Raw genomic sequence first — 25,783 nt, 5'->3', positions numbered from 1 at the left:
CAAAGGCGGCCGCCCTGACCGACACGCCTTTTTATGAATGCGCAGATGGGTACAGCGGCGCCAGGCCATTGTTCTGCGTGGCCGCAGGGGCCCGCCAGTGCGGTCCGTCATGGAAGGCGCGGCGCAGATCCTGTCGGGCCTGGCCGACATCGCCGCCCTGCCCGCCCCAGCGGACCTGCTGCATCTGGACCAGCGCCGCCCGCTGCTGTGCGTCGTCGAGGCGCTCGAGCACCTGCTCGAACGTCTGCACACCGCCCATTCCCGCCAGCACCGCGATGATCTCGTCCAATCCGCCGGCTTCCATCGCCCGGCGCAGGTCGGCGCGGGTGTACGGACTCCCCGACGCGGTGATGGATACGACCCCCTCGGCGCCCCGCACGACCGCCGGGCGCCGCCGTCGGCGCCAGCCCCAGGCCAGGGTCAACAGCCACAGCACGGCCAGGCCGGCCGACAGGGCGATCCAGCCCCAGGGACGTGGCGCGGCCTGCGCAGGCGCCAACTGCAGATCGGTGGACGCCGTGGCCGGCTCACCCGGCAGGGCCGAGGTGGTGTCTACCGGCAGGGGCGCTGCGGCACTGCCGCCCACGCCGGCGGCGATATCCAGCTGCAGGTCCGGCAGGCTGGCGGTGCGCGGCTGACCGGCCGCCACGTCCCACCACGCCATGCGCAGCCCCGGCACCGTCAGCGCCCCGGCCTGGCGCGGCACGATCGCGAAGCGCCGGGTCAGCGTGAGCTGCGGCGTGCTGCCGTTGAAGGTTTCATCGAACTGCGGCGGCTCGGCGAAGACCTGCGCACCTGGCCCGACATCGGGCACCGGCAGCTCCGGGAACTGCGCCTTGGTCGCGCCCTCGGCCACGGCTTCGACCACGATGGTGGCCGCTTCTCCGGCACGGCCGGTGGTGGGCGCGGCGGTGTAGCGCAGGCGCAGCCCATGCAGCGGCAGCCACGGCTGCGGGGCAGACGCGGGCTGCGCCTGGACCTGCAGCGTGCGCTCGGCCGATGCGGCGCGCAGGCGGCCATCGCCACCGAACATGTCGTTGAAAAAGCCGCCCGCGCTGCGCCCGTTGAACTGGGCCGCCGGCAGCACCAGCGCTCCGCTGCGCTCGGGGATCAGCAGGAAACGACGTTCCACCACGTTGTAGCGGCGGCCATTGACCTCGCGCACGAGGGTGCGGTCTTCGCCCACCCGCTGCAGCGATGCACCGGCCGGCGTATCGAGCACCAGTTCACCACTGAGCAGTTGCGCGGCGTAGAACAGGCGCACCACCACGCCGACACTCTGCTGCACGTACGGCGTCGGATCATCGACCTCGGTTTCCAGGAACACGGCGGCGTCGCCCGTGGCCGCGGCGGGGGCCGATGCGCTGCTGGCACCGACCTGCAGCGTCAGCGGCTGCGTACGGCTGCTGCCAACCTGCAGGGCGGGAACCTGCAGCGTGCCGCTCCGCTTCGGGCTGAGCGCCACCGCGTACAACGCGCGCGAGGTCATCGCGCCATTGCTCCACTGCACCTGGCGGCTGCTGGTCTGGCTGCTGAGATCGAAGTCGGTCCGCAGCGGTGCATAGTCCGGCGCACTCCCACCAGCATCGGATTCAATGTTGAGCGTGACGGTGTCGCTGTCGGTGATCTGGTCACGATCAAGCCATGCCCGGGTCTGTGCCTGCGCGGCCAGGCTCGCGCACAGCAGCAGGACGAGTCCGGCGCGCAACCAGCGCTGTATCGTGGAGTGTGTCATCGCCCTTCCCGTTTCCTGCGTTCGTTTTCCAGCTGGAACTTGGCCCGCAGCAGGCTGCCCGGATCATCCGGTACGCGCCGCATCCAGGCCTCGACTGCCTGCTGCTGCTCACGCTGCTGCGGGGTGCCGCTGACCTGGCCCTGGGCCTTGTCGTTGCCGTCGTTGTTCCCTTGGCGCTGCATCGCCTGCTGCATGCGCTCGCGCTGGGCGGCGTCGGCCTCGGCCTGCGCCTGGCTGTCGGCGGCCTGTGGTGACTTCTCGCCCTGGGAGCGGCCATCCTTCGGATCACCGGACGAGGGCGGCGGTAACTGCCCCGGCTCGCCCTTGTCCTGCGGCGGCGAACCGTCACCCTCCTTGCCCTGTCCCTGCCCCTGATTCCTGCCGGCGTCGGGCTTTTCGGGCGGGTTCTTTCCGTCCTTCTGATCGTTGTTCTGGTCGTTGTTCTGCGGCGGCTTGCGCTTCCGGGCGGCGTCGACCGCGGCGCGGTTGGCCACCGCATCAGCCATGCCGGGATGCTTCTTCAACGCGCGGTCATAGGCCTCGATCGCCGCGTCGTACTGCCCCTGGCGCGCCAATGCGTTGCCGAGGTTGTACCAGCCGGCGTCGGTGTCGATGCCCTCGAACTGCTGCTGCGCGGCCTTGAAGTCGCCCTTGCGGTACGCATCCACGCCGCTGGACAAGCGTTGCTGATCGACCTGGTCGGCGCGTTGCCACCACGTTCCTTCAGCGGCGTGCGCCGTCGTGGGCAGCGCCATCGGCACTGCCGCCATCATCACCAGCACCGCCAGTGCGCCGCGCCGCCGGAACGCAAACAGGGCCAGCACCATCAGCGGCGGCAGCAGCCAGAAACCTTCATCGCGCCAGGTGCGGCCCTGCCCTTCGCGGCTGTCATCGGCACTGACCCGCGGGATCAACACGTCCAGCGCGGCCAGATCCTTGTCGTCGGAGGCGATGCGGGCATAGCGACCGCCGCCGCGGCTGGCGACGCCGCGCAGGGTGCCCTCTTCCAGCCGCGCGGGCACGATCTGGCCTTCGCCATTGCGGTAGGCCGCGCCCTGCGGCGTACCCAGGCCGAGCACGGAGACCACGAAACCCTGCGCGCGTGCCGAGGCCGCCGCCTGTTCTGCATCGGCATCGGCGCGATCGGTCAGCAGCAGAATGTCGCCACCGCGTGCACCGGATTGCTGCAGCAGCTTCACCGCCGTTTCCAGCGCACGGTCCGCGCGCTGGCCATCGCGTGGCATCACGTCCGGTGCCAAGGCATCCAGGTACAGGGCGACATTGGCCATGTCGTCGGTCAGCGGCGCCACCGTGTAGGCGTCATCGGCGTACACCAGCAAGGCGACTTCACCGCCCTGGCGTTCGCGCAGCAGTGTGGCCAGTTTGGCGCGCGCCTGGAGCAGGCGCGACGGTGGCAGATCGGTCGCGGTCACCCGCGAAGAGAGATCCAGCGCAACCACCAGCGGCGACGGCGTCTGCCACAACGGTTGGGCGACCTGCCGCCACGAGGGACCGGCCAGGGCCACGATCGCGATCACCGTACCGGACAGCAACAGCACCAACCCGCCCCAGGCGCGACGGTCGCGGCCGACCAGCAGGTGGCGTAGCAGATGCGCATCCACGGTCTGCCGCCACACGTTGGCCCGGCGCCGGCGCAACCACCAGATCGCCACCAGCAGCGGCAGCGCGAGCAGCGCCCACAGGGCATCGGGGCGCATGAAATGCAGGGCGTTCCAGCTCGCGCTCATATCCAGCGCCTCGGCAGCAGCCAGGCCAGGCCGGCCAGAAGCAACGCCAATGCCAGCGGCGGCGCGTAGCGCTCGATCCGCGGCCGCACCGCCGGGCCCGTCGATTTGACCGGTTCCAGCCGCTCCAGCTCGGCATAGATGCCGGCCAGCTCATCGGTATTGCGCGCGCGGAACGAGCGGCCACCGGTGAGCTCGGCAATCCTGTTCAAGGTCGCCTCGTCCACCGGGTCGTCGCCCGGCGCGATCTGCACGCCGAACAGACTGATGCCACCATCGCCGCCGAAGGCCACGGTGTACACGCGCACGCCCTCAGCCTGGGCGAGTTCGGCCGCGCGCAGCGGTTCGAGGACGCCGGCATTGCTGACGCCGTCGGTGAGCAGGATCAGCACGCGCTGGCCCTGGGGTTGTTCACGCAGGCGTTTGACCGCCAGCGCGATCGCATCGCCGATCGCCGTCTCGCGCCCGGCCAGGCCGACCACGCTGTCGCGCAGCTGGTCACGCACGCTGGTGAGGTCGGCGGTCAACGGCGTGAGCGTGTAGGCGCGCTCGCCGAAGATCAGCAGACCGACACGATCGCCGACGCGGCGGTCCAGGAAGTCGGCGAGCACCGCCTTGGCCGCGGTCAGCCGCTCGACCACCTGGTTGCCGAGCATCATGTCCGCCTCGCTCATGCTGCCGGACACATCCACTGCCAGCATCATCTGTCGGCCCTGCTGTGGCGGCGTCACTGCATCGCCGAGCTGCTGCGGCCGCGCGGCGGCCACGCACAGGCAGGCCCAGGCCAGCCACAGCAATGCACGCCCCAGCCGTGGCCCCGCACCGCCCGGGGCAGCACCGAGCGACTGCAGCTGGTCGGCGGCATAGGGCACCCGCAGCGCGGCACCCGCGCCGGGACGCGACGGCCACCAGCGCATGAGGATCGGCAACGGCAGCGCCAGCAGCATCCAGGGCCAGGCCAGGCTGTCGACCCAGCTCAACCACGTCGGCAGCGTGATCGCGATCATCGGCGCCGCTCCGTAAGCAGCGACAGATAACGGCGGCGCGCGAGCACGCGCAGCCGCTGCACCGCCTCGGCATCCACGCTTGGCCGATAGCCACCGTCCAGCAGCAGTGCACCGTCGCCGTCGGAGAAGGCGCGGCTGTTGTTCTCATCCAGGAACGCCAGCCACGCCGGCCCCTGCAGGCGCTCCGCGCCTGGCTGGTACCGGCGCGCCGCACGGCGCAGCAGGGAAGCGATCGCAGCAACCTGCAGTACCGGCGAGCCGGCCTGGTCGACCTCGGCATCGAACAGCTCCAGCCACCGCTGGCGCGCGCGCCGCGCACGCCACTGCCAGACCCAGATCGCGGCCACCACCAGCACGAGCGCGGCGAACACCAGCCACCAGCCCGGTGCGGGCGGCCACCATGGCGGTGACGGCGGCAGCTGCACATCGCGCAGCGGCAGCGACGCGGCCGCGCTCATGCCACCACCGCGGTCGGCAGCGGGCTCAACCAGCTGTCGCTGGCGTCATCGGTAGAGACTACGTGCACCTGGATCCGGCGAGCGGACAAGGTGGCCTGCAATGCATCCAGGGGCGCGACGAATCGTTCGCGCCAGTGCTCGCGCACTGCCGCATTGCCCAGATCAAGCAGGACGCGACGTCCCTGCGAGAGGAACGGCAACGCATCGGCGGGAGGCGCCTTTTCCAGCGGATCAACCAGCAGCATCACCACCACTTCGTGGTGCATGGCCAGCGCAGCCCAGCGGGCACTGGTGATGGTGGAGGCGCGCGCCGGATCGGCCAGCACGACCACGCGTGCACCCGGACGCAGCAACCGGGCCGCCTGCTCCAGCGCGCGATCCAGCCCGGCATCTTCGGCAGGCGGTTCGGCGTACCAGCGGGTCAAGGCATCCAGCACGCGCAGCACCCCGCGGGTGCCACCGGCCGGTGCGATCGGCGGCTCCTGGGTACTGCCCCGCACGGCGGCGAGGCGATCGCCCTGGCGCTGCGCCAGCCATGCCGCGACCGCGCCGACGCGTGCGGCCTGCACGGATTTGAAGCGGACCCGGGTGCCGAAATACAGCACCGGATCGGTGTCGGCGACCAGCAGCGTCAAACGTTCGCGCTCGGCCTGGAACAGCTTGGTGTGGGCGCGCCCGGTGCGCGCGGTGACCCGCCAGTCGATATGCCGCGCATCGTCCCCCGGCACGTAGTCGCGGGACTCGGCGTACTCCATGCCCCGGCCCCGCGCCGGTGACGGCGCACTGCCGGCATGACCGAGGCGGCCACGGCGTGCCGGCGGTGCGCGATGCGCACTGCGGCGCAGCGCCACCAGCTCGGCCAGGCTCGGCCGCAGGCCATCGCCCTCCAGCGGCGTGGCCGTATGCACGGGGGTCTCCATCGCGCTCAGGGCGCCGGCACGCGGGCCAGCAGCTCGGCGACCAGGCGCTCGCCATCCCAGCCTTCGGCGGTGGCCTCGTAGCTGGGCAGCACGCGGTGGCGCAGTACGTCCGGCGCCACGTTGCGCACATCGTCCGGGGTGACGAAGTCACGCCCGGCCAGCCAGGCGCGCGCACGCGCACAGCGTTCCAGCGCGATCGAGCCACGCGGGCTGGCGCCCCAGGCGATGCGCCGGGCCAGCGCCGGGTCGTAGCGGGCGGCATCGCGCGAGGCCAGCACGATCTCGATCAGGTAACGCTCCAGCGCCGGTGCCACGTGCAGCGACAGCACCGCCTTGCGTGCGGCGAACACATCGCTCAGCGGCATGCGGGCTGGCGCGGCGGCCGGCGTGGACAGCGCCTCGCGGGCGCGCTCGCGGGCCAGGCGCAGGATTTCGGTCTCCGCATCCGAATCGGGATAGCCGATCCGCACATGCATCAGGAAGCGGTCCAGCTGGGCTTCGGGCAGCGGGAAGGTGCCTTCCTGCTCGATCGGGTTCTGCGTGGCCATCACCAGGAACAGCGAGGGCAGCGGATAGGTATGCCGGCCCACGGTGACCTGGCGCTCGCCCATGGCTTCGAGCAGCGCGGACTGCACCTTGGCCGGGGCGCGGTTGATTTCGTCGGCAAGCAGGATGGGATGGAAGATCGGGCCGGGCACGAACTCGAACCGCCCTTCCTGCGGGCGCCAGATTTCGGTGCCGGTCAGGTCGGCCGGCAGCAGGTCCGGGGTGAACTGCACGCGCGAGAAATCCGCATCCAGCCGGGCGGCCAGGGCACGGATCGCGGTGGTCTTGGCCAGGCCCGGGGCGCCTTCGACCAGCAGGTGGCCATCCGCCAGCAGTGCGGTCAGCAAGCGCTCGACGAGCGCGCTCTGGCCGACGATTTCGGACGACAGACCATCGCGCAGCGCGCGGAAGGCATCGTGCAGGCGGTCGTGCTCCACCGGAGCGGGCGTGGGGGTATCGGGCATGGGGGGCGGCAGATTCATGGCATCCATGTGACCTCCACGGTGGGCAGAGGTTCCATCGCCATGATGGCAGGACAGCGCCGGTTACGACATCAAGATTGGCTGAACGCAGAAAGGGCCGCACGCGGCGGCCCTTTCGTCACTGCATGAGGGTGCGTATCAATTCACGGCCGGGGTGGTCCGGGACACGCGCAGCACCTTGGGGGTCACGAACACCAGCAGTTCGGCCTTGTCCTTGTTGCGGCTGCGCTTCTTGAACAGATTGCCCAGGAACGGCACGTCGCCCAGGAACGGTACCTTGTTGACGCTGTTGCGGTCGGTGAACTCATACACGCCACCGATCACCACGGTCTGGCCATCATCGACCAGCACGGCGGTGTTCACTTCCCGGCGGTTGATGGTCGGCACGGTGCCGTAGCCATCCAGGACGATGTAGCTGTCCACTTCATCCTTCTTGACCGCCATGTTCAGGAACACGCGGTTGTCGTTGGTGATGGTCGGGGTGACCTTCAGCTCCAGCACCACTTCCTTGAACTGCACGTTGGCCTGGGCCACACCGCCGGCACCGCCACCGCTGATGGTGACGTAGCCGATTTCCTTACCCTGCTTGATCACCGCTTCGCGCTGGTTGGTGGTCACCACGCGCGGGTTGGAGATCACTTCGCCGCGGGATTCTTCCTGCATGGCCGACAGTTCGACGTCCAGCAGATAACCGGCATTGAGGATCGACAGCGCCAGCGAGCCGGGGCTCTTGAGCGCGTCCACCGGCAGGTTCCAGTTCAACCCGCTGTTGATGGTGGACGGCGCGCGGACCGGGATCGCGCCGGTGCGGCCTCCGGCCACCCACTCGTTGATGGCCTTCTGGTATTCGAAATCCTTGGCCGCACGGTCGTTGATGTTCTTGCCGTTCTGCCCGAGGTCGCCGCTGAAGTACACGTTGTCGCGGCTGCCGCTGATGCCGAACTTCGCGCCGAGCTCGCGTGCGAAGGTATCGGTGGCGATCACGATCCGGCTTTCGATCAGCACCTGGTCGACCGGACGGTCGATCACGTTGATCAGCTCGCGCATCCGCGCGATCTTCTTCGGGATGTCGCTGATCATCAGCGTATTGGTGCGCTCGTCGGCCACGATCCGGCCACGCGAGGACAGGAAGCCACTTTCTTCCTGCGAATTGCTGCCGCTGCCACTGCCGCCGCTGCCGCTGTTGCCGCCACCGATACCCTTGGCCTCGGTCAGCGCTTTGAAGATCACCGCAGCGTTGTGGTAGTTGATCTGGATGTAATCGGTGACCAGGTCCTCGCGATTCTCGATCGCGATGCGCGCGTCTTCCTTGTCCTGCTCGAACTTGGCCAGCTCCGGCTGCGGTGCAACCCAGATCACGCCGCCATCGCGGCGCTTGTCCAGGCCCTTGGCGCGCAGCACGATGTCCAGCGCCTGGTCCCACGGTACGTTGATCAGGCGCAGGGTCACATTGCCCTGGACGCTGTCGGAGGCGACCACGTTGAGGTTGGATTCCTCGGCCACCAGCTGCAGCACGGTACGTACCGGCACGTCCTGGAAGTTGAAGGTCACCGGCTTGCCGCTGTAGCCGCGCTGGGCGACGGACGCCGCCGCCTGGCTGACCGTGGCGGCATTGACCGCACCGGTTGCCGGGGCCGCCTGGCGCGGGCTGATCTCCACCACATACTCGTTGCCGCTCTGGTAGGCCAGCGATTCGAACGCGGTGTTGGTGTTGAGCACCAGCTGGGTGCCGCCGCCATACGGCTTGGCGTCGATGCGCTGCACCGGGGTGGCGAAGTCGGTCACGTTGATCGGCTTCTGCAGGCTTTCCGGCAGGCGCGCATTACCCACGTCGATGACGACGCTGTTGCCCTGGCTGCGCAGATCCGGGCTGGCGCCCTGACCGTCAAACTGCAGGATCAGCCGGCCGGCGCCATCGTCGCCGCGCTTGAAGTCGATCTTGGACACCGACAGCGAGGCCGGCGCAGTCGCCGGCGCGGTGGTGGCCGCCGGTTTGGGCACGGCGCCGCTGGGCGTGGCCGCCATCAGCGTGCCGTTGGCCACCATGAGCGCGACTCCCAGCGCGCACAGGTGGATCAGCTTCTGCCGCCGGACCGGACGCAGCCGCAGGGCGTTGGAAAAGGTCATCGTGCTATCCCCATAATCATTCATTGATCTTCAAGCGCGAGCGTTGCCGGCCGTTCCAGCCAGCCACCCGCGCCATCCGGCACCAGTTCAATCAGCTCAATCCGGTCCTCGAAGACCCCGGTCACCCGCCCGTCGCTCTGCCCCAGATAGACGCCCGGACGCACCCGATAGGTGACCTTGTCCGGTGCCATCACCAGCACGACGAGTCCGCCCCCACGGCCGATCGAACCCACCATGTCCAGGCTGTCCAGCGGGAAATCTTCCAGCGGCTCCTTGCGGCGGTTCGGATCCGGACGCAGCCCCGATCCCCCTTGCGGATTGGTCCAGGCGTCGGTGAACGGGTCGCGCATCCCCTGCGCGGAATACTCAAACGTCTCGAACTGCTGCATCACCGGCAACGGTTCAAGCGGCGGTGCCGGGCGTGCACGCACGTCGGCCACCCACTTTTCCAGGTTCGGTGCATCGCCGGGCGTGCTGGTCACGCCGCGAGCGCAGCCGGCCAGCAGCACCACGCCCAACAGGCCGCATACCCGTGCGGTCGGGTTCAAGCGGCTCATTTCCGGCCTCCCTTGGCGGCCTTTTCCTGCTCGGCAGCGGCTTTCTCCTGGGCTTCCATCTCCACGTCATCCAGGTAACGGTAGGTCTTGACCGTCCCGGACAACTCCAGCGCACCGCTGCGGGCGGTGATGCCGGTCTTGGGATCCTTGGGCTTCAGGTTGATGTCGTGCATGGTCAGGATGACCACGCGCGGCAGCGAGGCCACGCCACTGACGAAGGCACCGAACTGGTGGTAACTGCCCACCATGCGCAGGGCGATCGGCTTCTCGGCGTAGAACTCCTTGGGCTGCTCGGCACCGGGCTGGAACAGCTCGTTGGCCAGCCCGCTGGAGAGCGCCGTCTGCGAGATGTCGATGATCAGATCCGGCATTTCGGTCTTGCTCGGCAACTGGCGCAGCATCTGCTGCAGCACCTGCTCCATCTGGGTCAGCTGCTGCTTGAGCGGCTCCAGATTGACGGCACGGCCCTGTTCTTTCTCGAACTCGGTGCGCAGCTCGGCTTCCTTGTTGACCAGGGCCGAGAGCTCGTCGCGCTTGCCGCTGATCAGCAGGAACCAGCCCATGACCACGATGAACAGGGCGAGGACGACGCAGAACACAACCTTGGCCTGCTGCGGCCAGTTGCCGATGTTGTTGAAATCCAGCTCTTTGAGGTTGATCTTCTGGCTCATTGCTGGCTCCCCTCCGGCGCATTGGCAGGCGCCGGCGGAGGTGCGGGCGGCGTGGTCGGAACAATGCGGCTACCGGTCGGCTTGGCCGGTGCGGCTGCGTCCGGAGCGGTCGACCCTGCCGGTGCGGCGGCCGGATCCTGCGATGGCGCGGCCGGGGCGGCGGACAGCGGGGCGACCGGGGCAACCGGCGCGGCGGCGGATGGTTCTGTGGTATCGACCACCGAACCATCCGCGGACAGGGCGGCATCGCTCTGTGCGGGCAGGTTCACCTTGACCACGAACATGTACGGCAGGGACTTGATGTCCAGCAGCTGCCCGGGGGCGGCGGAGGTCTTCTCCTTGTCCGGCGCCTTCGCCTCGATGATCGACAGCTCCGGGTTGGTCATCCAGCCCGAGCTTTCCAGGTTGCGCATGTAGGCACTGACGCGCGCATTGGACTGCGTGCGCCCTTCCAGGGTCAGCACGTCGCCTTCCTGCTTGAGCGTGGTCAGCACCACCCCGTCCGGAATGGTCCGCACCAGCGCATCGAACAGATGCACCATCTGCGAGCGCTTGGCCTGCAGTTCCTCGATCACGCCCTTGCGGGCCAGCAGGCGGTCCTTCTGGCGGTCCAGGCGTTCGATTTCCTTGTTCTGCTCCTTGACCTTGTCGATCTCGGCCTGCAGGAAGGTGTTGCGATCCACCTGCCCGCTGACCTGGCGGTCGTAATAGAACCAGATCAACAGCGACAGCAGCAGACCGCCGATGGCGGCGGCACCGAGCATCGCGTAGAAGTCGCGCTGGCGTTGCTTGCGCCGCTCGGCGCGCCAGGGCAATAAATTGATGCGCGCCATCAGTCAAAGCTCCTCAGCGCCAGACCGGTGGCGATCATCAGCGCCGGGGCGTCCTGGGCCAGGGCGTGTGCCTGCACCTTCGGGCCCAGGGTCATCTGTGCCAGCGGGTTGGCCACCACAGTGGCCACGCCCAGCTGCTCTTCCACCATGTCCGGCAGGCCGGTCAGGGCCGCGCAGCCGCCGGCGAGCACGATGTGGTCGACCCGGTTGAACTCGCTGCCTGCATAGAAGAACTGCAGCAGGCGACTGATCTGCTGGACCGTGGCTTCCTTGAACGGCTCGAGCACTTCCATCTCGTAGCTTTCCGGCAGCCCGCCCTGGCGCTTGGCCAGGCCGGCCTCTTCGTAGGTCAGCCCGTAACGGCGCATCACTTCGTCGGTCAGCTGCTTGCCGCCGAACACCTGTTCGCGGCTGTACAGGCTGCGGCCGCCACGCAGGACATTCAGGGTGGTCATGGTGGCGCCGATGTCCACCAGCGCGACCACGCCATCACTGGCCACCGGCAGCTCGCTGGCGACCAGGGCAAAGGCGTTCTCGACCGCGAAGGCCTCCACGTCCATGACCCGCGCCACCAGCCCGCCCAGCTCCAGTGCCGACTGGCGCAGCTCGACGTTCTCTGAACGCGAGGCGGCCAGCAGCACCTGGACCATTTCCGGGTTGTTCGGAATCGCGCCCAGCACTTCGAAGTCGAGGTTCACTTCCTCGATCGGGTACGGGATGTAGTTGACCGCCTCGAGCTCGACCTGGGCTTCCATGTCGTTCTCATCCAGGTCGGCGGGCATCGGGATCAGCTTGGTGATCACGGCCGACCCGGCCACGGCTGCCGCCGCATGGCGTGCCTTGGTTCCGGAGCGGTTCACGGCACGTCGAATGGCCTCCCCGACCGCTTCGACCTCCACGATGTTCTTTTCCACGACCGCATTCGGCGGGAGTGGTTCCACGGCGTAATGTTCCACGCGGAAACGATTGCCGCTGCGGGATAACTGCAACAGCTTTACTGCAGTCGAGCTGATATCGACGCCGATAAGAGGCGACTGGCTTTTTGGGATAAGCCCCACGGTTTCTCCCCTGCCGATGGGCACTTGGACGCAGAACCTGCGACCGCGCATTAATAACGTTTTTTTTGCAAATCGCAACCGTCAAGCTGTAAAACGGGCATCACTGCTCGTTTCACGCGTCCCCAGACGGTGATCGACTGCTCTCCCCGGGAACACCCCCAGCCGTTCCCTTGCGTAATCTATACTCTGCGACCACGAAATTCGCAATCGGAATCTGTCACTGATGACACGTCTTCGCCGTTGGCTGCGCTGGATGCTGGTCGCGTTCCTGGTCCTGGCATTGATCGGCGCCGCGGTTGCCGGCGGCCTTTACTACGCCGTCTCCTCCAAGCTCCCGGACGTGCAGACCCTGCGCGACGTCGAGATGCAGGAGCCCATGTACGTCTATGCCAGCGATGGCAAGCTGATGGCGGTGTTCGGCGAGACCCGGCGCACCCCCATCACCATGAAGGACGTCCCCGAGCGCCTCAAGCAGGCCTTCCTGGCCACCGAGGACGCGCGCTTCTACGAGCACGGCGGCGTGGACTACAAGGGCATCGGACGCGCGGTGTGGCTGCTGGCCACCACCAACGACAAGCGCGTGCCCGGTGGTTCGACCATCACCCAGCAGGTCGCCCGCCAGTTCTTCCTGAGCTCGGAGTACAGCTACACCCGCAAGCTGGCCGAGATCCTGCTGGCGCGGAAGATCGAGAGCGAGCTGAGCAAGGACGAGATCTTCGAGCTGTATCTCAACAAGAGCTTCTTCGGCAACCGCGCCTACGGCGTGGCCGCCGCGGCCGAGTTCTACTACGGCAAGAAGCTGGGCGAGCTGGACCTGGACGAAATGGCCTCGCTGGCCGGCATCCCCAAGTTCCCCTCCAGCGGCAACCCGCTCAGCAACCCCGAGCGCGCCCGCGAGCGCCGCGACTTCTATGTGCTGCAGCGCATGGCCAGCCTGGGCTTCATCTCCCAGGCCGAGGCCGACGCGGCCAAGGCCGTGCCGATGCACGCCACCGCGCATGAGCCGCCGCTGCAGGTGGAGGCCCCGTACGTGGCCGAGCTGGTCCGCCAGGAAATGATCGCCCGCTTCGGCGGCGACGTGGTCAACAAGGGTTACCACGTGACCACCACGATCAACGCCGAACTGCAGACCGCGGCCAACCTCTCGGTGCGCGACGGCCTGCTGGCCTATGACCACCGCCACGGTTGGCACGGGGTGGAGCAGCACGTGGAGGTCCCGGCCGACGCCGACGCCGCCGCGTTGGCCACCAAGCTGTCCGGCATTCCGGCGCAGACCGGCCTGCTGCCGGCGATCGTCGCCGCCACCGCGGCCGATGGCAGCGCCACCGTGGTGCTGGGCAACCGCAGCGAAGTGGTGCTGCCGGCCAACGCCGCGCGCTGGACCAACAAGACCCCGGCCAAACTGGTCACCCGCGGCGACATCGTGCGCGTGCGCGCCGGCGAGAAAGAAGGCGAGTGGCTGCTCGACCAGATCCCGCGCGGCCAGGCTGCGCTGGTCTCGCTGGATGCCGAAAACGGCGCACTGAAAGCGTTGGTCGGTGGCTTCAGCTTCTCGGGCAACAAGTTCAACCGCGCCACCCAGGCACGCCGCCAGCCGGGCTCGAGCTTCAAACCCTTCATCTACGCGGCGGCCTTCGACAAGGGCTTCAACCCGGCCTCGATCGTGCTCGACGCCCCGGTCGTGTTCCGCGACCGCCGCGGCAAGACCTGGTCGCCGCAGAACGATGGCGGCGGCTTCCGTGGCCCGATGCGCCTGCGTGAAGCGCTGGTGCAGTCGCGCAACCTGGTCTCGGTGCGCCTGCTCGACGGCATGGGCGTGGATTACGCGCGCAAGTACATCAGCGAATTCGGCTTCGCCGAGGCCGAGCTGCCGCCGAACCTGTCGATGTCGCTGGGCACCGCGTCGCTGACCCCGCTCTCGGTGGCCCGCGGTTACGCGGTGTTCGCCAACGGCGGCTCGCGGGTCGATACCTGGCTGATCGATCGGGTCACCGACCGTGATGGCGTGGAAGTGTTCAAGGAAAACCCGGCTGTTGCCTGCCGCGATTGCGCCGGCAACAGCGGCGTGCCGGTCAGCCAGGTGGTGGACGGCTTCAACTTCGGCTCCGCGCCGGCGGCAAACACCGCACCGGCCAAGCCCCAGCAGGCGACCGCCGCTGCCGAGGCACCGGCGCCGGTGCCGGTCAACCCGGATGCCAAGGTCGCGCCGCGCGCGATCGATGCGCGTACCGCGTACCAGCTGAACTCGATGATGCGCGACGTGGTCCAGCGCGGCACCGGCACCGCGGCCAAGGTGCTCGGCCGCGAGGACGTGGGCGGCAAGACCGGCTCGACCAACGATCACCGCGATGCCTGGTTCTCTGGTTTCGGTGGCCCGTACGCGACCACCGTGTGGGTCGGCCGCGACGACTTCCGCTCGCTCGGCTACCGCGAATACGGCGGCCGCGCCGCCCTGCCGATCTGGATCGAGTACATGCGCGTGGCGCTCAAGGACACGCCGATCGCACAGAACGAGCCGCCGTCGGGCATGGTCCAGGCCACGCTCAACGGCGCCACCGAGTGGGTCAAGGTCGAAGACATGGAGAAGCTGGAGGAGTACGACTTCAACAGCCACACCCCGCAGGCCGACGACGCCGCGTTCGATATCTTCTGACTGCGTGCGCCGGGTACGCCCGGCGCCCCCCTCCTGCGTATCGTCCGCCCCATCGCCCGGTAGAGCCACCCCATGGGTGGCTGCACGCAATCCCTGATCGCAGGCACAGCCACGCATGGCGTGGCTCTACCCGCCTGTCACATCGCCGGTGTACATTGCCGTGCAGGTCGCCAAGGAGTACCGGTCATGCATCGAGCCCGTCAGCATGCAGCCACGCAGACCCGTGAGCGCCGCCACCAGTTGGCGCATGAGGCCGCCCGCCTGATGGCCGAGGGCGGCATCCGCGATTACCACCAGGCCAAGCTCAAGGCCGCGACACGGCTCGGCATCCATGACGATGCCTCCCTGCCCCGCAACACCGAGATCGAAGACGCCCTGCGTGAGTACCAGCGCCTGTTTGCCGGTGCCGACCACGGTGCGCAGCTGCGCCAGCGCCGCGAGGCCGCCCTGCGCGCGATGGAGTTCCTCAAGGCGTTCTCGCCGCGCCTTTGCGGCCCGGTGCTCGATGGCACCGCCGATGCCAACAGTCCCGTGCAGCTGCAGGTGCACAGCGACGATGCCGATGCGGTGCAGCGCTTCTTCGACGAACACGGCATCCCGGCCGAATCGCGTACGCGCCGGCTGCGGCTGGACCGCGAGCGCAGCCTGGATGCACCGGTCTGGATCTTCAGTGCCGAAGCGCTGACGTTCGACATCGCCGTGCTGCCCTACGATGGCCTGCGCCAGCCGCCGCTCTCGGCCATCGATGAAAAGCCGATGCGGCGTGCCTCGGCGGCGCAACTGCGCGAGCTGCTGGCCGACAGTGAGATCGAGGGGTACCTCGGCAGCCGCTGAGGTCCCCCTGCTCCGGTGGGTCAGGTCAGGCATCGCCGAACGGGGCGAGAAACCGCTCGATGGCCGTGACCAGGGCCAGCGGGGTTTCATTCATCGGGTAATGCCCGGCGTTGCCCAGTACCTCGAGGGACGCGTGCGCATAGCGGCGCAGGTACGTCCGCTCCATCAGCGCAGCGTTGAACACCGGATCGTGCTCGCCGACCAGCACCTTCAGCGGATGTCGGCCGACGATCCCGGCACTGAAATCGGTGTCGGCCCATGCCGGGAAATAGGCCGCGAAGGCCTCCGCTGAGGCGCGCTGCATCGAGTACTGCGCCTTCCAGTCCAGCCACGTGCCGGGCAGCCGCCCGCCGGTGCTGCGATCGATGATGCCGCGACGGATCTCCGCACTGCCCGCTGCCGCCTCCTGCAGTCGTCGCGTCGGCGGCTCATGCGCGATGCCCCCACAAGGTACCGGTGCAACCGCGACCAGCGCACGCACACGGTCCGGTGCGAGCACCGCGATGCGCTCGATGGCCATGCCACCCATGGAATGGCCGACCACGCTGAAGGTGTCGATGCCCAGCGCATCGGCCAGGGTGAGCGCGTCCGTGGCGATCTCCTCGATCGTGAATTCGCCGCGCGCAGCGTGCATGCCACCGTAGCCGCGGCAATCCATGAAGACGTAGCTGAACACTTCGCCGGACAGCCAGGGCTCGATCGGCGCGAACGCATGCGCGTCGCCGAACCAGCCATGCAGCACCAGGACAGGGTGCGCGCCGGTGCCGACGCGGTGAAAGGTATTGGCCATGGCTGCAGCATCAGGAAGGAAGCGGGGGGTGATGCTAAGCCGGCCGCGCATGGCCCACCTTCGATGCCAGGTCAATGACGATAGAATCCGGGCCATGCGCAACGCCCTGCTCGATCCCTACGAAGACCTCCCGCGCGCCGTGGTCGTTACCGCGAACGACCATGCCGCCGGATCGGTCTTTCCGGCGCACGCGCACCGGCGCGGCCAGTTCGCTTTCGCCTCGCGCGGCACCATCAGCCTGAGCACGTCCGAGGGGCACTGGCTGGTACCGCCGCAGCGCGCATGCTGGGTGCCCGCGGGCATCACGCATGCGATGACCATGCGCGGCCCGGTCACGATGCTCAATGTGTTCGTGGCCGCCGAGGAAGTCGCCGCGGTCCAGTTGCCTGCGCGCTGCGGCGTCTACGGCGTCTCGCCGCTGCTGCGGCATCTGCTGGACGATGCAATCGACCTGCCGGCGATGTACGACCAGCGCGGTCGCGCCGGCCGGCTGATGCAGCTGCTTGTCGCAGAGATGGCCGCCATGCCGCGCCTGTCCCTGCATGCACCGCTGCCCTGCGAGCCGCGCCTTGTCCGCGCCTGCCAGCAGGTATTGGACCGGCCTGCGATCACGACGGGCCTGGACGAGATCGCCGGCGACGCCGGCATGAGCCGCCGTACCTTCACGCGCCAGTTCCGCGTGGAAACCGGGGTGAGCTTTGCCGAATGGCGCCAACAGGTCTGCCTGCTCGCCGCGATTGAACGGCTGGGTCACGGCCAGCCGGTTACCCGGGTCGCACTGGACCTGGGCTACGCCAGCCCCAGTGCGTTTTCATCGGCGTTCCGGCGCGTGCTGGGGACATCGCCCAGCCGCTACGCTCACACGCGCTGACACGCGGAACTGCAGGCAGAACGCCCCGGGGTGCGGGGCGCCAGGCAGTCCGGCGGTTCAGCGGCTCAGCGCGGGCCGACGATGCTTACGTGCTCCACATCGATATCGGTGGGCTTGAAGCGATGCGTATCCACTTCGCCGTGCAGTTCCACCACCGTCGTCGCGCTCACCGCCTGGTGGGCGGGCAGATCCTTGTCATCGATCTCGACATCGATCTCGCCGGTGGCGTCCTTGAAGCGATAGCGCTCGTGCCCGATCTTGGCGATCAGCGCGCCGCGCAGCACGACGGGCTGGTCGTCACGCTGGCTGCGGGCTTCCGCCACCGTGGTGACGGCGCTGGTGGCACCCGGGCCGGTGTACTGGGCATGCACACCGGGACTGAACACGCTCACCGGTACGGCGAAGGCAAAAAGGGCAATCAGACGGTTCATCTGGACTCCATGGAAAAAGAAAACGCCCCGCGATGCGGGGCGTTTTCATCACGACCTGCCGGGGCGATCAGCCCTGGTAGTCACGCACGTCGCTGCCGGTGTAGACCTGGCGCGGACGGCCGATCTTCATTTCCGGATCGACCTGCTGTTCCAGCCAATGGGCGACCCAGCCGGAGGTACGGCCCAGGGCGAACATGACGGTGAACATTTCGGTCGGGATCTGCAGCGCCTTGTAGATGATGCCGCTGTAGAAATCGACGTTCGGGTACAGCTTGCGGGCGACGAAGTAGTCATCCTGCAGCGCGGCCTGCTCCAGCTTGACGGCCACGTCCAGCAGCGGATCCTGCACGCCCAGCTGTTCCAGCACCTTGCCGGTCATCACGCCGATGACCTTGGCACGCGGGTCGAAGTTCTTGTACACGCGGTGGCCAAAGCCCATCAGGCGGAAGCCGGAGGTCTTGTCCTTGGCCTTGAGCACGGCGGACTCGACGTTGTCGGCGGTGCCGATTTCTTCGAGCATCTTCAGCACGGCTTCGTTGGCACCGCCGTGGGCCGGACCCCACAGCGCGGTGACGCCAGCGGCGACCGACGCATACGGGTTGGCACCGGTCGAACCGACCAGGCGCACGGTCGAGGTCGAGGCGTTCTGCTCGTGATCGGCGTGCAGGATGAACAGCAGATCCAGCGCCTTGACCACGTCCTGGTTCAGCTCGTACGTGCCATCGGCCGACTCGAAGGTCTGCTTCAGGAAGCGGCTGACGTAATCCAGCGAGGTGTCCGGCTTGTTGGCCGGCAGGCCCTTGCCGTGGCGGTAGATCAGGGCCGACAGGGTCGGCACCTTGGCGATCAGGCGCACGGCGGCGTGGCGACGCTGTTCGGCGTCGGACAGATCCAGCGAGGCGTGGTAGATGCCCGACAGCTGCGCGATGGCGGCGGTCAGGATGGCCATCGGATGGGCATCCTTGGCGAAGCTGCCGATCAGCGTGTTGATCGACGGATCCACATCGGCCTCGGCGGCCAGCTCGTCGGTGAAGGCCTTCAGCTGCTCGGCGCTCGGACGCTCGCCGTTGATCAGCAGGTAGGCCACTTCGACGTAGCTCGACTTTTCCGAGAGCTGCTCGATGGGATAGCCGCGATACAGCAGCACGCCCTTGTCACCGTCGATGTAGGTGATGGCGGACTTGCAGCTGGCGGTGGCGGTGAAGCCGGAGTCGTACGTGAAGAGACCGGTTTCCTTGGTCAGCTTCGAGATATCGACGCAATCGTTGCCGAGCGTGGGTTTGATGACTGGCAGAACAACCGACTTGTCGCCGGCGTTGAGCGTGACCTGATCAAGATCGGACACTGTGTGCGCTCCTCGAGGGAAGGCGCCCGCCCAAGCGCATGGGTCAGGCACGTGAAGGAAGTCCACGATCGTTATCGTGGATCCCGCCATTATCGCACAGCAACATTTTCGACGCCCTAGGACGGAAGTCGTAGACGCAGGTTCCGGGTCTCGGCAAAGGCGCCGTTGCAGTCGTCCCAAGGCATGGCGCCCGATCACGGACACAGCGTTCCGTCGGCGGGCGCACGGGCCTCACCTGGCGTTCAGCAATCCGGAAACAACAAAAAACAACGGCCGCCAAGGCGACCGTTGTTTTCATGCAGCTGCGTTGACAGCTCAGGCCGCGGTCGGCGCCGGCTTGCCGAAACGCTTCTGGAACTTGTCGATACGGCCGCTGGTGTCGATCACCTTGTGCTTGCCCGTGTAGAACGGATGCGAAGCCGAGGAGATTTCAACCTTGACGAGCGGGTACTCGTTGCCGTCTTCCCACTTGATCGTGTCCTTGGTGGACATGGTCGAACGGGTCAGGATCTTGAAATCAGAGGTAACGTCGTGGAAAACCACGTCGCGGTAAGCAGGATGAATATCGGCCTTCATGGGCGCGCACCGTAATAAGGGCTGGTGGTCAAGAGCGGCATTATAGTCCCGGCCGCCGCAAAGGGCAAGCCGGGCCCATCAACCGTGCGAAAGGTCCGCCGCAGCGGCGTCGTCAGACGCCGAGTGCCGCCCTCACCTGGGCCTCGAAGCGACCCTGGTCGTAGGCCATCAGCAGCTGGGTGTTGTCAGGCTGCCCGGTCTGGCGGTTCCAGTCGACAATGGTAGCACCCCGGCTGTGCACGCCGGCCAGTTCCACGTTCAGGGGACGCGATTCGACCCGCAGGGCACCCTCGGGCTGCAGCGCCCAGGCCATGGCCAGGGCATCGGCGGCGAACCAGCGCTCGCCACGGCTGTCTTCGGACCACAGGCGGGTCTGCCGCGAGATCAACTCGTAGAAGCGGGCCTTGTCGGTATCGGCCGCCAGCCACTTCTCGACATCCGCATGCAGCAGGCCGTGGGCGACCGTGGCTTCCCAATCGGCCACTTCAATGTGCGGGAAGCCGGTGAACACCACGTGCGCCGCTTCGGGATCGAAGGCGATGTTGAACTCGGCCGCCGGGGTGATGTTGCCGTGGCAGGTCACCGCCCCGCCCATCACCAGGAAGCGCTTCACGCGCTGCGGCAGGGTCGGGTCGAGTTTCAGGGCCAGGGCCAGGTTGGTCAGCGGGCCGAGCGCGACCAGGAACAGTTCACCGGCGTATTCGTGCGACAGGCGCAGGATCGCCAGCGCGGCATGCTCGGCCTCGGCCTGGCGCTTGGCGGCCGGCAGGTTCACATCGCCAAAGCCATCGGCGCCATGCACGTGGGCGGCATCAACGGAGGGGTGCAGCAGCGGATCGGCGGTACCGGCGTAGACCGGCACATCGTCGCGGCCAGCCACTTCGCACAGTTTCAGGGCATTGCGGACCGTGTGGTCCAGGCCAACGTTGCCGGCGGCGATGGTCAGGCCAACGATATCGTGGCGCTCATCGGCGAAGGCCATCAACAGGGCCAGGGCATCATCGACACCCGGGTCGGTGTCGATCAACAGCGGAATCTTCTTGCTCATCGTTGCCGTCTTGATAATCGGCAAGGGACTTTCGCACCCTGCCATGACAAATACAAGGCGGGGGGTGCTCGGGCGCAGGCAGGTACCGACCGTTGGTCGGTACAGGGTTGAATGGTGCCGCGTCGATCGGTCCGCCCACGACCGGATGGGCCGTTTCGGCGCTGCTTTACGCCGACGCGTAGCGCACGGCCGTGCCGATCCAGCGCCGCACCACCTGGTCGGCCACGTCAGGCGCGTCCGCCAGCAGCCGCTCGGCCAGATCGTGCACGCCCGGCAGCAGGTCCGCATCGCGGGCCAGATCGGCCATCCGGAACCCGGCCAGGCCGGTCTGCCGCGTCCCCAGCAGTTCGCCGGGGCCACGCAGTTCCAGGTCCTTCTCCGCGATCAGGAAACCATCGTTGGTCTGCCGCATCGTCTCCAGCCGCTCGCGCGCCATGTTCGACAGCGGCGCCTGGTACAGCAGCACGCAGCGCGACACCGCCGAGCCGCGCCCTACCCGGCCGCGCAGCTGGTGCAACTGGGCCAGGCCGAGGCGCTCGGCGTTCTCGATGATCATCAACGACGCATTGGGCACGTCCACGCCCACTTCGATCACGGTGGTGGCGACCAGCAGATCGATCTCGCCGGCCTTGAAGGCAACCATCGTGGCCAGCTTCTCGCTCGCCTTCAGCCGCCCGTGCACGAGCCCGACGCGCACACCGGGCAACAACGCCTGCAGCGATTCGAACGTGGCCTGGGCCGGCGTGGCATCGAGTTCTTCGCTTTCTTCGATCAGCGTGCAGACCCAGTACACCTGCTGGCCTTCGCGGCACGCCACCGCGATGCGTTCGATCAGCTCCGGGCGACGGTCGTTGTTGAGCGCCACGGTCTGCACCGGCGTGCGCCCGGGGGGCAGTTCGTCGATGGCCGACACGTCCAGATCGGCGTATTCGGACATTGCCAACGTGCGCGGAATCGGCGTGGCCGTCATCACCAGCTGGTGCGGCACGCTGCGTCCGTCGGCGCCCTTGTCGCGCAGGGCCAGGCGTTGATGCACGCCGAAGCGGTGCTGCTCATCGACGATCGCCAGCGCCAGGTCCTTGAACACCACGCTTTCCTGCATCAGCGCGTGCGTGCCGACCACCACCTGCGCCTCGCCCGAGGCGACCTCGGCCAGCACCTTGGCGCGCGCCTTGCCGGTGACCTTGCCGGCCAGCCATGCGGTGCGCACGCCCAGCGGGGCCAGCCAGGCGCGAAGATTGTTCATGTGCTGCTCGGCCAGCAGTTCGGTCGGCGCGGCCAGCGCGACCTGCTTGCCCCGCTCCACCGCCAGCATCGCCGCCAGGGCGGCGACCACAGTCTTGCCCGAGCCGACATCGCCCTGCACCAGCCGCAGCATCGGATGCGCCTTGGCCAGGTCCTTGCGGATCTGCTCGAACACGCGCTGCTGCGCACCGGTCAACTGGAACGGCAGGCTGTCGCGCAGCTGGGCCACCAACGCGCCCTGCCCGCGCAGCGAAGGCGCGTGATGGGCCTGCAGCGCCATGCGCTGACGCCGCAGGCTGAGGTGATGTGCCAGCAGTTCTTCCATCGCCAGCCGGCGTTGCGCCGGATGCCGCCCCGCGGCCAGCGCCGCCAGATCCGCATCCGGCGGTGGCCGGTGCACCGTCAGCAACGCACTGCGCAGCGAGGGCAGGCCCAGCCCGGACAACCAGCCAGCCGGCAGCAGTTCCAGCGTGGATTCTTCCGGCAACCGGTCCAGCGCCAACCCGATGAACCGGCGCATCGTCGCCGGCCCGACCCCTTCGACCGCCGGATAGACCGGGTCGAGGCTGTCACCGAGCTCGTCATCGTCATGGCTGCCCATCACCCGGTAGCTGGGGTGGACGATCTCCAGCCCGAGATGACCGGGCTTGGCGGTGCCGTAGCAGCGGATGCGCGTGCCCACGGCGAACTGCGAGACCTGCTGGGCGCGGAAGTGGAAAAACCGCAGCACCAGCGTGCCATAGGAATCATCTTCGATGGCGACCTTGAGCACCGGCCGACCACGGAAACCGCGCTCGACCGCACTCACCCGCCCTTCCACCTGTGCCGCCACGCCCGGCTGCAACCGGGCGATGGTGGTCAGCCGGGTCCGATCTTCATAGCGCAGCGGCAGGTGCAGCCACAGATCCTGCAGCGAGGACAGGCCACGGGCAGCCAGCTTGGTCGCCACCGCCGGCCCGATGCCGGAGAGCATCGACAACGATGCCTCCCCGGCAGCGGCCAGCGCCGGTGCGGGAGCCCGTGACCGCGCCACGTCAGGCCTGGTCGAGCACCATCACCGCATCGACTTCGAAGTTGGCCGCCTTCGGCAGGCCCGACACTTCGATGGTCGAACGCGCCGGGAACGGCGCCTTGAAGTAGTCCTGCATCACCGCATTGACCTTGGCGAACTCGCCCAGATCGGTCAGGTACAGGCCCAGGCGGACGATCTGGTCCAGCGAACCGCCGGCTTCTTCGGCCACGGCCTTCAGATTGTCGAACGCACGGCGGGCCTGCGCCTCGATGTCGCCGGCACCAACGATGTCACCGGTGGCCGGGTCCAGCGGGATCTGGCCGGAGAAGTACACGGTATTGCCGGCGCGCACGGCCTGCGAATACGGACCGATCGCGGCCGGGGCGTTGGCGCTGGTGATGATCTGGCGGGACATGGAAGCTCCACGATTCAAAAGGGGAACGCGATTGTACCGCCGGAACGGGTAGAGCCACGCCATGCGTGGCTTGGCGGTGCCGGAACGGGTAGAGCCACGCCATGCGTGGCTTGGCGGTGCCGGAGCGGGTAGAGCCACGCCATGCGTGGCTTGGCGGTGCCGGAGCGGGTAGAGCCACGCCATGCGTGGCTTCGTCATCCGGCCGGTCGCCGGGGCAATTACTGCCGCCGTACCGACTGCACCACCGAAAGACGCCGCAACCTGCGCATCACTTCCGCCAGATGGTTCCGATCACGGACCTGCACGTTGAAACACAGCACCGCCGCATTGAAATCGCGGTCCAGGTAATCCACCCGCTCGATGTTGGAATGGCTCTGCGCGATCGCCGCGGCCAACTGGGCCAGCACGCCGGTCCCGTTCTCCACTTCCACGATCAAGGACGTGTCGTAATCACCCGACACCGTCGTATCCCACCCGATCGGCACCCAGCGCTCGGGCGACTTGCGCAGCTCGGCCAGGTTCGGGCAATCCAGACGGTGCACCACGATGCCCTTGCCGGCGGTGTGGTAGCCCATGATGTCGTCGCCCGGGATCGGCTGGCAGCAGTTGGCGAAGCTGACCACGCCGCGCTCGCTGCCATTGATCAGGATCTTCTCCTGCGAATGCTTCGAATGCGCCCCACCGCGCAGCTCGGCGTAGGCCATCAGCGCCTGCGCGGCCTGGTTGGGCATCCAGTTGCCCAGCGCCACTTCGGCCAGCAGGGCCTCCAGGCGGGGGTAACGGTGTTCGGCCAGGAACGCATCCAGGCGCCCCTTCGGCAGGCGCTCCAGCGAGCTGTCCATCGCCTCCAGCGCGCGGTCGAGCATGCGGTGGCCCAGCTGGACCGCGTCTTCGTGCTCCAGCTGTTTGAGCTGGTGGCGGATGGCGGTGCGCGCCTTGGAACTGACCACGAATTCCAGCCACTGCGGCTTGGGCGTGGCCGAGCGCGCGGTGATCACTTCCACGGTCTGGCCACTGACCAGCTTGGTGCGCAGCGGCACCAGCTTCTTGTCCACGCGCGAGGCCACGGCCATGTTGCCCACATCGGTGTGCACCGCATAGGCGAAATCGAGCGCGGTGGAATTGCGCGGCAGGGCCAGGATCTTGCCCTTCGGGGTGAACAGGTAGACCTCGTCTGGGAACAGGTCCACCTTGACGTTGTCCAGGAACTCCAGCGACGAACCGGCGGCGCGCTGGGAATCGATCAGCTCCACGATCCAGGCATGCGCACGGCTCTGCGCACTGTTGGGCGAATCGCCACCGAACTTGTACGTCCAGTGCGCCGCCACACCGCGCTCGGCGATCAGGTCCATCTCTTCGGTGCGGATCTGCACCTCGATCGGCGAACCATACGGCCCGAACAACACCGTGTGCAATGACTGGTAGCCGTTGGCCTTGGGGATGGCGATGAAATCGCGGAAGCGACCGTCCAGCGGCTTGAAGGTGGCATGCACCGAGCCCAGCGCGTGATAACAGTTGGGCACGTTGCGCACCACCAACCGGAACCCGAACACATCCATCACCTGATCGAAGGATTTGTTCTCGTCGCGCATCTTGTTGTAGATGCTCCACGGCGTCTTGATGCGGCTGACCAGGCGGTGCTCCAGCCCTTCCTTGGCCAGGCGCTGGCTCAACTGCACCTCCACCTGCGCCATCGCCTCGCGGCGGACCACCGGCTGGCTGCGGATGTGCTTTTCCAGGATGGCATGGCGCCACGGATACAGCGCCTTGAAGCCCAGGTTCTGCAGCTCGCTCTTGACCAGGCTCATGCCCAGCCGCTGCGCGATGGGCGCGTAGATTTCCAGCGTCTCGCGCGCGATCCGGCCACGCGCCTCGCGGCTCTGCGCGCCGAGGGTACGCATGTTGTGCAGGCGGTCGGCGAGCTTGATCATGATCACGCGCAGGTCGCGCGACATCGCCAGCAGCATTTTGCGGAAGCTCTCGGCGGCCGCTTCCTGGCGGTCGCGGAACTTCAGCTTGTCCAGCTTGGTGACACCGTCGACCAGCTCGGCCACGGCCTCGCCGAACTCGGCGGCCAGCTCTTCGCGGGTCAGCGGGGTGTCTTCGATGGTGTCGTGCAGGATCGCCGCGATCAGCGCCTCCACGTCCAGGCCGAGCTCGGCCAGGACCTGGGCCACGGCGACCGGATGGGTGATGTACGGCTCGCCCGACTTGCGGGTCTGGCCGGCATGCGCGGCGGCGCCTACTTCCCAGGCGCGGCGCAGCAGCGGCAGTTGGTCGGGCGGCAGATAGTGCGCTGCGCGCTCAAGCTGGAGGACATAATCGGGTACGGCCGCGCCGGCGGGCGTGGCGACCTTGGCAGTGGGGCCTGGGTTCATGCTCAAAGACTATGCCAGCGGCGTGATATCGGCAAACCCCTGAACA

At 67.7% G+C, this 25,783-nt stretch carries 22 protein-coding genes; 3 read left to right on the top strand and 19 right to left on the bottom strand.

The annotated features are described in order from the left end of the window. Positions 1 to 31: 31 nt before the first annotated feature. The 11 genes from POS15_RS01060 to POS15_RS01010 all read right to left on the bottom strand — a co-directional run bounded on the left by POS15_RS01060 (position 32) and on the right by POS15_RS01010 (position 12,139). Complete coding sequence (locus POS15_RS01060) at positions 32 to 1,735, bottom strand: BatD family protein (protein WP_284128824.1); 1,704 nt, start codon at positions 1,733 to 1,735, stop codon at positions 32 to 34. Beyond that, positions 1,732 to 3,483, bottom strand: a complete 1,752-nt coding sequence (locus tag POS15_RS01055) for a tetratricopeptide repeat protein (RefSeq protein ID WP_284128823.1) — start codon at positions 3,481 to 3,483, stop codon at positions 1,732 to 1,734. Before POS15_RS01055 ends, POS15_RS01060 begins: the two co-directional genes overlap by 4 nt. Then, positions 3,480 to 4,487, bottom strand: coding sequence for a VWA domain-containing protein (locus POS15_RS01050; RefSeq protein WP_070425821.1), 1,008 nt, complete (start codon positions 4,485 to 4,487; stop codon positions 3,480 to 3,482). Before POS15_RS01050 ends, POS15_RS01055 begins: the two co-directional genes overlap by 4 nt. Further along, positions 4,484 to 4,945 (bottom strand): DUF4381 domain-containing protein, encoded by a 462-nt coding sequence (locus POS15_RS01045; RefSeq protein ID WP_019183887.1) that lies wholly within the window; start codon positions 4,943 to 4,945, stop codon positions 4,484 to 4,486. The genes POS15_RS01050 and POS15_RS01045 overlap by 4 nt, the downstream gene beginning before the upstream one ends. After that, the gene (locus tag POS15_RS01040; RefSeq protein WP_284128822.1) at positions 4,942 to 5,865 is read right to left on the bottom strand and encodes a DUF58 domain-containing protein; all 924 of its coding nucleotides are present in this window, start codon (positions 5,863 to 5,865) and stop codon (positions 4,942 to 4,944) included. Before POS15_RS01040 ends, POS15_RS01045 begins: the two co-directional genes overlap by 4 nt. A 5-nt stretch (positions 5,866 to 5,870) precedes the next feature. Continuing rightward, entirely contained in the window at positions 5,871 to 6,893 is a 1,023-nt protein-coding gene (locus tag POS15_RS01035; protein ID WP_026069886.1) for a MoxR family ATPase, read from the bottom strand. Positions 6,894 to 7,031: 138 nt separating this feature from the next. Next, positions 7,032 to 9,020 (bottom strand): type IV pilus secretin PilQ family protein, encoded by a 1,989-nt coding sequence (locus POS15_RS01030; protein WP_026069885.1) that lies wholly within the window; start codon positions 9,018 to 9,020, stop codon positions 7,032 to 7,034. A 20-nt stretch (positions 9,021 to 9,040) separates the two neighbouring features. Continuing rightward, positions 9,041 to 9,577, bottom strand: a complete 537-nt coding sequence (locus tag POS15_RS01025) for a pilus assembly protein PilP (protein WP_019183883.1) — start codon at positions 9,575 to 9,577, stop codon at positions 9,041 to 9,043. Then, positions 9,574 to 10,248, bottom strand: coding sequence for a type 4a pilus biogenesis protein PilO (locus POS15_RS01020; RefSeq protein WP_019183882.1), 675 nt, complete (start codon positions 10,246 to 10,248; stop codon positions 9,574 to 9,576). Before POS15_RS01020 ends, POS15_RS01025 begins: the two co-directional genes overlap by 4 nt. Continuing rightward, positions 10,245 to 11,081, bottom strand: coding sequence for a PilN domain-containing protein (locus POS15_RS01015; protein ID WP_019183881.1), 837 nt, complete (start codon positions 11,079 to 11,081; stop codon positions 10,245 to 10,247). The genes POS15_RS01020 and POS15_RS01015 overlap by 4 nt, the downstream gene beginning before the upstream one ends. After that, a complete protein-coding gene (locus POS15_RS01010; protein ID WP_019183880.1) occupies positions 11,081 to 12,139 on the bottom strand; it encodes a pilus assembly protein PilM in 1,059 nt (352 codons plus the stop codon). Before POS15_RS01010 ends, POS15_RS01015 begins: the two co-directional genes overlap by 1 nt. Positions 12,140 to 12,362: 223 nt before the next feature. Here POS15_RS01010 and POS15_RS01005 point away from each other — a divergent pair, with 223 nt between their 5' ends. Both POS15_RS01005 and POS15_RS01000 read left to right on the top strand, forming a co-directional pair. Then, positions 12,363 to 14,792, top strand: coding sequence for a penicillin-binding protein 1A (locus POS15_RS01005; protein WP_019183879.1), 2,430 nt, complete (start codon positions 12,363 to 12,365; stop codon positions 14,790 to 14,792). 186 nt (positions 14,793 to 14,978) lie between these two features. Continuing rightward, the gene (locus POS15_RS01000) at positions 14,979 to 15,626 is read left to right on the top strand and encodes a hypothetical protein (protein WP_019183878.1); all 648 of its coding nucleotides are present in this window, start codon (positions 14,979 to 14,981) and stop codon (positions 15,624 to 15,626) included. A 25-nt stretch (positions 15,627 to 15,651) separates the two neighbouring features. Here the strand turns inward: POS15_RS01000 and POS15_RS00995 are convergent, their stop codons facing one another. Next, positions 15,652 to 16,416: an alpha/beta hydrolase gene (locus POS15_RS00995; protein ID WP_284128821.1), complete on the bottom strand. Its 765-nt coding sequence runs from the start codon at positions 16,414 to 16,416 to the stop codon at positions 15,652 to 15,654. Between POS15_RS00995 and POS15_RS00990 the strand changes: the two genes are divergently transcribed. After that, positions 16,415 to 17,287, top strand: coding sequence for a helix-turn-helix transcriptional regulator (locus POS15_RS00990; protein WP_284128820.1), 873 nt, complete (start codon positions 16,415 to 16,417; stop codon positions 17,285 to 17,287). The genes POS15_RS00995 and POS15_RS00990 overlap by 2 nt on opposite strands. A 65-nt stretch (positions 17,288 to 17,352) precedes the next feature. Here POS15_RS00990 and POS15_RS00985 read toward each other — a convergent pair whose 3' ends face one another. The 7 genes from POS15_RS00985 to POS15_RS00955 all read right to left on the bottom strand — a co-directional run bounded on the left by POS15_RS00985 (position 17,353) and on the right by POS15_RS00955 (position 25,737). Continuing rightward, complete coding sequence (locus POS15_RS00985; protein WP_019183875.1) at positions 17,353 to 17,718, bottom strand: NirD/YgiW/YdeI family stress tolerance protein; 366 nt, start codon at positions 17,716 to 17,718, stop codon at positions 17,353 to 17,355. 67 nt (positions 17,719 to 17,785) lie between these two features. After that, positions 17,786 to 19,063 (bottom strand): citrate synthase, encoded by a 1,278-nt coding sequence (locus POS15_RS00980; protein ID WP_019183874.1) that lies wholly within the window; start codon positions 19,061 to 19,063, stop codon positions 17,786 to 17,788. A gap of 315 nt (positions 19,064 to 19,378) precedes the next feature. Further along, positions 19,379 to 19,639: a type B 50S ribosomal protein L31 gene (locus tag POS15_RS00975; protein WP_019183873.1), complete on the bottom strand. Its 261-nt coding sequence runs from the start codon at positions 19,637 to 19,639 to the stop codon at positions 19,379 to 19,381. Positions 19,640 to 19,751: 112 nt separating this feature from the next. Beyond that, positions 19,752 to 20,687, bottom strand: a complete 936-nt coding sequence (locus POS15_RS00970) for a nucleoside hydrolase (RefSeq protein WP_019183872.1) — start codon at positions 20,685 to 20,687, stop codon at positions 19,752 to 19,754. Positions 20,688 to 20,853: 166 nt separating this feature from the next. Then, on the bottom strand, positions 20,854 to 22,965 hold the full coding sequence (gene recG, locus POS15_RS00965) for an ATP-dependent DNA helicase RecG (RefSeq protein WP_284128819.1): 2,112 nt from the start codon (positions 22,963 to 22,965) through the stop codon (positions 20,854 to 20,856). Position 22,966: 1 nt separating this feature from the next. Further along, the gene (locus tag POS15_RS00960; RefSeq protein ID WP_019183870.1) at positions 22,967 to 23,359 is read right to left on the bottom strand and encodes a RidA family protein; all 393 of its coding nucleotides are present in this window, start codon (positions 23,357 to 23,359) and stop codon (positions 22,967 to 22,969) included. A gap of 218 nt (positions 23,360 to 23,577) precedes the next feature. Beyond that, positions 23,578 to 25,737, bottom strand: coding sequence for a bifunctional (p)ppGpp synthetase/guanosine-3',5'-bis(diphosphate) 3'-pyrophosphohydrolase (locus tag POS15_RS00955; RefSeq protein ID WP_070425831.1), 2,160 nt, complete (start codon positions 25,735 to 25,737; stop codon positions 23,578 to 23,580). Between the last annotated feature and the right edge of the window lie 46 nt (positions 25,738 to 25,783).

This window comes from Stenotrophomonas sp. BIO128-Bstrain (assembly GCF_030128875.1).
GTDB lineage: Bacteria > Pseudomonadota > Gammaproteobacteria > Xanthomonadales > Xanthomonadaceae > Stenotrophomonas > Stenotrophomonas bentonitica_A.
The sequence above is the reverse complement of the archived record's forward strand: the minus strand, read 5'-3'. Positions and strand labels throughout refer to the sequence as shown.

Coding starts and splice junctions, on each gene's coding strand:
- POS15_RS01035 (WP_026069886.1), bottom strand. CDS start 6,893: ATGAATCTGCCGCCCCCCATGCCCGATACCCCCACGCCCGCTCCGGTG.
- POS15_RS00955 (WP_070425831.1), bottom strand. CDS start 25,737: ATGAACCCAGGCCCCACTGCCAAGGTCGCCACGCCCGCCGGCGCGGCC.
- POS15_RS01020 (WP_019183882.1), bottom strand. CDS start 10,248: ATGAGCCAGAAGATCAACCTCAAAGAGCTGGATTTCAACAACATCGGC.
- POS15_RS00995 (WP_284128821.1), bottom strand. CDS start 16,416: ATGGCCAATACCTTTCACCGCGTCGGCACCGGCGCGCACCCTGTCCTG.
- POS15_RS01055 (WP_284128823.1), bottom strand. CDS start 3,483: ATGAGCGCGAGCTGGAACGCCCTGCATTTCATGCGCCCCGATGCCCTG.
- POS15_RS01025 (WP_019183883.1), bottom strand. CDS start 9,577: ATGAGCCGCTTGAACCCGACCGCACGGGTATGCGGCCTGTTGGGCGTG.
- POS15_RS01060 (WP_284128824.1), bottom strand. CDS start 1,735: ATGACACACTCCACGATACAGCGCTGGTTGCGCGCCGGACTCGTCCTG.
- POS15_RS01015 (WP_019183881.1), bottom strand. CDS start 11,081: ATGGCGCGCATCAATTTATTGCCCTGGCGCGCCGAGCGGCGCAAGCAA.
- POS15_RS01040 (WP_284128822.1), bottom strand. CDS start 5,865: ATGGAGACCCCCGTGCATACGGCCACGCCGCTGGAGGGCGATGGCCTG.
- POS15_RS01050 (WP_070425821.1), bottom strand. CDS start 4,487: ATGATCGCGATCACGCTGCCGACGTGGTTGAGCTGGGTCGACAGCCTG.
- POS15_RS01005 (WP_019183879.1), top strand. CDS start 12,363: ATGACACGTCTTCGCCGTTGGCTGCGCTGGATGCTGGTCGCGTTCCTG.
- POS15_RS00975 (WP_019183873.1), bottom strand. CDS start 19,639: ATGAAGGCCGATATTCATCCTGCTTACCGCGACGTGGTTTTCCACGAC.
- POS15_RS00985 (WP_019183875.1), bottom strand. CDS start 17,718: ATGAACCGTCTGATTGCCCTTTTTGCCTTCGCCGTACCGGTGAGCGTG.
- POS15_RS01045 (WP_019183887.1), bottom strand. CDS start 4,945: ATGAGCGCGGCCGCGTCGCTGCCGCTGCGCGATGTGCAGCTGCCGCCG.
- POS15_RS00990 (WP_284128820.1), top strand. CDS start 16,415: ATGGCTGCAGCATCAGGAAGGAAGCGGGGGGTGATGCTAAGCCGGCCG.
- POS15_RS01030 (WP_026069885.1), bottom strand. CDS start 9,020: ATGACCTTTTCCAACGCCCTGCGGCTGCGTCCGGTCCGGCGGCAGAAG.
- POS15_RS00970 (WP_019183872.1), bottom strand. CDS start 20,687: ATGAGCAAGAAGATTCCGCTGTTGATCGACACCGACCCGGGTGTCGAT.
- POS15_RS00960 (WP_019183870.1), bottom strand. CDS start 23,359: ATGTCCCGCCAGATCATCACCAGCGCCAACGCCCCGGCCGCGATCGGT.
- POS15_RS01000 (WP_019183878.1), top strand. CDS start 14,979: ATGCATCGAGCCCGTCAGCATGCAGCCACGCAGACCCGTGAGCGCCGC.